Annotated in this window: 4 protein-coding genes and 2 pseudogenes; 3 read left to right on the top strand and 3 right to left on the bottom strand. The window is 62.0% G+C overall.

Annotated elements, in window-relative coordinates; all coding sequences use genetic code 11:
- Nucleotides 1-51: 51 nt before the first annotated feature.
- Nucleotides 52-963, top strand: a complete 912-nt coding sequence (locus ACTJKT_RS30660) for a LysR family transcriptional regulator (RefSeq protein ID WP_440790300.1) — start codon at nt 52-54, stop codon at nt 961-963.
- A 25-nt stretch (nt 964-988) separates the two neighbouring features.
- Here the strand turns inward: ACTJKT_RS30660 and ACTJKT_RS30655 are convergent.
- Nucleotides 989-1,420, bottom strand: a pseudogene (locus ACTJKT_RS30655) (methyl-accepting chemotaxis protein); the annotation flags it as partial.
- 108 nt (nt 1,421-1,528) lie between these two features.
- Nucleotides 1,529-2,215, bottom strand: a pseudogene (locus ACTJKT_RS30650) (PAS domain-containing protein); the annotation flags it as partial.
- A 304-nt stretch (nt 2,216-2,519) separates the two neighbouring features.
- Here ACTJKT_RS30650 and ACTJKT_RS30645 point away from each other — a divergent pair.
- Nucleotides 2,520-3,029, top strand: coding sequence for a RidA family protein (locus ACTJKT_RS30645; RefSeq protein ID WP_440790298.1), 510 nt, complete (start codon nt 2,520-2,522; stop codon nt 3,027-3,029).
- 138 nt (nt 3,030-3,167) lie between these two features.
- On the opposite strand, the gene ACTJKT_RS30640 is transcribed toward ACTJKT_RS30645, so the two are convergent.
- The gene (locus ACTJKT_RS30640) at nt 3,168-3,500 is read right to left on the bottom strand and encodes a DUF2790 domain-containing protein (RefSeq protein WP_440790296.1); all 333 of its coding nucleotides are present in this window, start codon (nt 3,498-3,500) and stop codon (nt 3,168-3,170) included.
- A 333-nt stretch (nt 3,501-3,833) separates the two neighbouring features.
- Here ACTJKT_RS30640 and ACTJKT_RS30635 point away from each other — a divergent pair.
- Nucleotides 3,834-4,436: OprD family outer membrane porin (locus ACTJKT_RS30635; RefSeq protein ID WP_440790294.1), on the top strand; the 603-nt coding region annotated here is incomplete at its 3' end.

Below are 4,436 nucleotides of genomic sequence, written 5' to 3'. Positions count from 1 at the left end.
CCTCGCTCCTACAGAAAATGCGCACCACAAGCTTCGGAAGCACCCCCCTCCATGGATAAACTCGAGCAGTACCGTGTGTTCATCCAGGTGGCCGACATGGGCAGTTTCATCAAGGCCGCGCATGCCCTTGAACTGCCCCGGGCCACCGTGTCGGCAGCGGTACAGCAACTGGAAACCGCCCTGGCCACGCGCCTGTTGCACCGCACCACGCGCCAGGTGCAACTGACCGCCGACGGCGCGGTCCTGCTGGAGCGCGCGCGCCTGTTGCTGAGCGATGCGGTGGAGCTCGAGCAGCTGTTTCACACCCGTCTGCTGGACGTCTGCGGCCGGCTCAATGTCGACGTGCCCAGCCGGATCGCCCGGCGCCTGATCGCCCCCGCCCTGCCCGAACTTTTCGCCAGCTACCCCAGCCTGAAACTGGCCCTGGGCTCCACCGACCGCTCCATCGATCTGGTGCAGGAAGGCGTGGATTGCGCGATCCGCGTCGGCACCCTGCGCGACAGCAGCCTGATCGTCCGGCGCCTGGGCAACCTGGCCCTGATCAATTGCGCCAGCCCCGGCTACCTGGCCCGGCACGGCCAGCCACAGACGCCGGGCGACCTGGCCGACGGTCACTGGATGGTCGGCTACGGCTCCCCCAGCACGGGCCGAGAACAACCCTGGGAATACCTGGCCGAAGGTCACGAGCTGGAACTGAACCTGCCCAGCCGGGTGATCGTCAACAACGCCGAAAACTACATCGCCTGCTGCCGGGCCGGGCTGGGCCTGATCCAGATTCCGCGCTTCGACGTGCAGTACCTGCTCGACAGCGGCGAGCTGGTGGAAGTCCTGCCCGAATTTCGCCCCGCGTCCATGGCGATCTCCGCGCTCTACCCCAATCGCAACCATCGCTCGCGTCGGTTGAACGCCTTTATCGAATGGTTCGAAACCCTGGTCGCGCCCCATCTCGAAAACGGCAGGTAGGGCTGACGCTGGGTCAGGGCCGGACTCAGTTCGACAATTGGTTGGCGAACTGGCCGACGGCGCTCACCACCTTCTGCGCACCGTCCTGGATCTCGACGATCACCGTGCCGGCTTCGGCGGCCAGGGCCAGGCCCTGCTCGGCCTGCGCCTTGCCATCGGTCATCAGCGCCACGGCCTCGCGCGCCATGTCCTGGTTCTGCCGCACCACGCCGACGATTTCGTCGGTAGCCTTGCTGGTACGCGAGGCCAGTTGCCGGACTTCGTCGGCCACCACGGCAAAGCCGCGCCCCTGCTCGCCAGCTCGAGCCGCTTCGATGGCCGCGTTGAGCGCCAGCAGGTTGGTCTGTTCGGCGATGCCGCTGATGGTCTTGACGATGGTGCCGATCACCAGCGACTGCTCGTTCAGCGCCTCGATGCCTTCACCGGCCTGCTGCATGTGCTTAGCCAGGTCGCGCATCACGTTCACCGCCTCGGTCACCACGGTGGTGCCGCGCTGGGCGCTGTTGTCGGTTTGCAGCGAGGTGCTGTAGGCGATGTTCGCCGCCTCGGCGACTGCCTGCTCCTGGTTCACCTGGTCGGTGATCACGGTGGCGAACTTCACCACCTTGTACAGCCGGTTGTTGGCATCGACCACCGGGTTGTAGGAAGCCTCGAGCCAGACCACGCGGCCGTAACTGTCGATGCGCTTGAACCGCCCGGCGACGAACTCGCCGGCGTTCAGGCGCTTCCAGAACGCCTGGTACTCCGCGCTGTTGTATTCCTCGGGTTCGCAGAAGGTGCGGTGATGCTTGCCCTGGATTTGCGCCAGGCTGTAGCCCATGCCGTGGAGGAAACGCTCGTTGGCCGTCAGCACGTTGCCGTTGAGGTCGAACTCGATCACCGCCGTGGAGCGGACCAGCGCGCCGATCAGGTTCTCGTGCTCGCGAGAGGCTTCGATGGTGCGGGTCAGGTCGCTGGAGTAGATCGAGAACTGCTTGATCCGCCCCTGGGAGTCGCGGACTGGCTGGGAGATCGAACGCAGCCAGGCTTCCTGGCCGTTGCCGCGCAGCAGGCGTACCGCGCCGGCAAAGTGCTCGCCACGGGTCAGCGTCGCCTTGAAACGGTGGTGGAACTCATCGGTCTTGACGTGGGCCGGAACCATGTCCTCGATGTGACGGCCGACCAGTTCATTGCCCCTGTAGAGCATTTCCTGGTTGAAGTTGTCGTTGGCCGACAGAATGCGTCCATCGGGACCGAGAATCAGCACCAGCATTTCGCTGTCGAGACTGTCCTTCACTTGCTGCAGGCTCGAGAGTTCTTCGCGTAGAGCCAATAGCTCTTGCTTCAGGCTTTTGTTGAACATGGGATGCACCGATGGGCAGTAATAGTGGGCAGCATTGTCTCTAGCCATCGGCGCTAGAGTATTTTTCTGAAGAGCCCGTAAGACATATCCGACTAAAAAACTTTGAAACGGCTCAGGCCCTGGCCCTGCGGGGCTATAGCCCATGCTCCGGAGCCCGGAAGAGGGGCTATAGTCCTGCTCTGGAAAATCAACGGCAATCGACGGAGTGCAATCTATGGAGGCTTCACGCAAGGCCCTGTTCGATCAGGTGGCGGCCCGTCTGGGACAGTCTTTCGACGGTGAAATGCGCATCGGCGGCAACTACGTGCCCGCGGTGCAGAACGGTGACGAGGTGTACGTCAGCGGGCAGATCCCGCGCATCGACAACAGCGTAAAGGTGGTCGGCCGGGTCGGTGGCGATGTGTCGCTGGAGGACGGCCGATATGCCGCGCGTATTTGCACAATGCGTGCCCTGGCGATCCTCGCTCAGTTGCTGGGCGATCTGCAGCGGGTGAAAAAAGTCCTGCGGCTCAACGTCTATGTGCAAAGCGCCGCCGACTTCACCCAGCAGAGTGAAGTCGCCGATGCGGCCTCCGAAGTGCTCTATTCGATCTTTGCCGAGGCCGGGGTGCACACCCGCACGTCCCTCGGGGTCTATCAGCTGCCAAAGAATGCCGCGGTGGAAATCGACATGATCGTCGCCCTCGAACCGCTTCCCCCGCCTCATGAGGACGCCGAGGATTAGGGTCTGTACGAAAAGTCGGCGAGCGAAGGTCAGGCAAGGCAAAAACAGGCGAGGAAGCGGAGTGTAGGGGCCTACATGAGCATTCCGAGCCTGTTTTTAACGCAGCATGACCGAGCGCAGCCACTTTTCGTACAGACCCTAGCTGCCATTGGTGCGGCACTGGCCCATTACCTGATACTCCACGGTCTTGAGCTGTCCGGCCGAATCCTCATAAGTCATGCGTGACGGCACCGGGTTGCAGGCCTTGGCCAGCGGCGTCACGCTGACCACCTTTTGCACGTCCAGGGGCATGCCGTAGCGATAGTTTTCCACCACAGGCGCCTCCTTGCCCTGCTTCGCCGCATAGGCCGCCATGGCCCGCTCGTTCGCCTGCATGGCGCGGTCGAAGGTGCGGTCGCCGCCGCCTTCGGCCATGGCCAGGGACGAAATGGAAAGTACCAGCGCGGCCATACTCAATTTAAATAACTTCATGACTGTTTCCTCGTTTTGGTTAGTTGCAACGAGGATAACCAGTGGCCCCTGTCAGGAAGATCACGCGCACATTACTTATTTGCAATAAAACCAGAACCTTCTCTTGTCATTGAGCAAGCCCCTTATAAAACAAGGATTTTATCTGCCGCCAAAGACAACTTACAGCTTCTATCCTTGCGGAATTGTAATAACCGGGTCACCTCCGCGTTATCTGTTGTTTGCAACTATCGGCCTTGACTCCAGCCGTTAACCAGACGGTTCGCGAGTACAACTAACAAGAACGCCCCAGGCGACATAACAGCTGATAGCTGCCCATATCCAGGAGCAAACAACATGCGTACTCAAACCCGCTGGTCCCTGTCCGTGTTTTCCGCGGTACTGGGGCTCAGCCCATTGGCCGTGAACGCTGCGCAAGAAAAGCCCGAAGGTTTTATCGAAGGCAGCAGCCTCAACGTGCTGGCCCGCAACTACTACTTCAATCGCGACGATCGCAAGGGCCAGTCCAGCCCCACCGGTAACGGTTATTCCGAAGCCTGGGCCCAGGGGCTGATCGGCAAGTTCGAATCCGGCTTCACCCAGGGCACCGTCGGTTTCGGTCTCGATGCCTTTGCCATGTATGGCTTCAAGCTCGACTCCGGCGCCGGCCGCAGCGGCGGCAAGGGATCGTTCGGCATGCTGCCGGTGGACAGCGACAACCACCCGGCCGACAACTACAGCAAGATCGGCGGCGCGGCGAAAATGCGCCTGCTCGATACGGTGATCAAGGTCGGCGACGTCTTCCCGAAAACCCCGGTGGTGCACTACGGCGACTCGCGCCTGCTGCCGGAGAGCTTTCGCGGGGCCACCTTCGAAAACACCAGCATCGACGGCCTGAGTGTCCAGGGCGGACGCCTGCACAGCATGAGCCAGCCCGACAGCAGTAGCCTGCGCGATGGC

The sequence above is a fragment of the Pseudomonas sp. 22526 genome (assembly GCF_052044735.1).
GTDB classification, from domain to species: domain Bacteria; phylum Pseudomonadota; class Gammaproteobacteria; order Pseudomonadales; family Pseudomonadaceae; genus Aquipseudomonas; species Aquipseudomonas piscium.
The sequence above is the reverse complement of the archived record's forward strand: the minus strand, read 5'-3'. Positions and strand labels throughout refer to the sequence as shown.

What these genes read in the sequence shown, in the direction of transcription:
- ACTJKT_RS30640 (WP_440790296.1), bottom strand. Translation starts at nt 3,500, where the DNA reads ATGAAGTTATTTAAATTGAGTATGGCCGCGCTGGTACTTTCCATTTCG.
- ACTJKT_RS30660 (WP_440790300.1), top strand. Translation starts at nt 52, where the DNA reads ATGGATAAACTCGAGCAGTACCGTGTGTTCATCCAGGTGGCCGACATG.
- ACTJKT_RS30645 (WP_440790298.1), top strand. Translation starts at nt 2,520, where the DNA reads ATGGAGGCTTCACGCAAGGCCCTGTTCGATCAGGTGGCGGCCCGTCTG.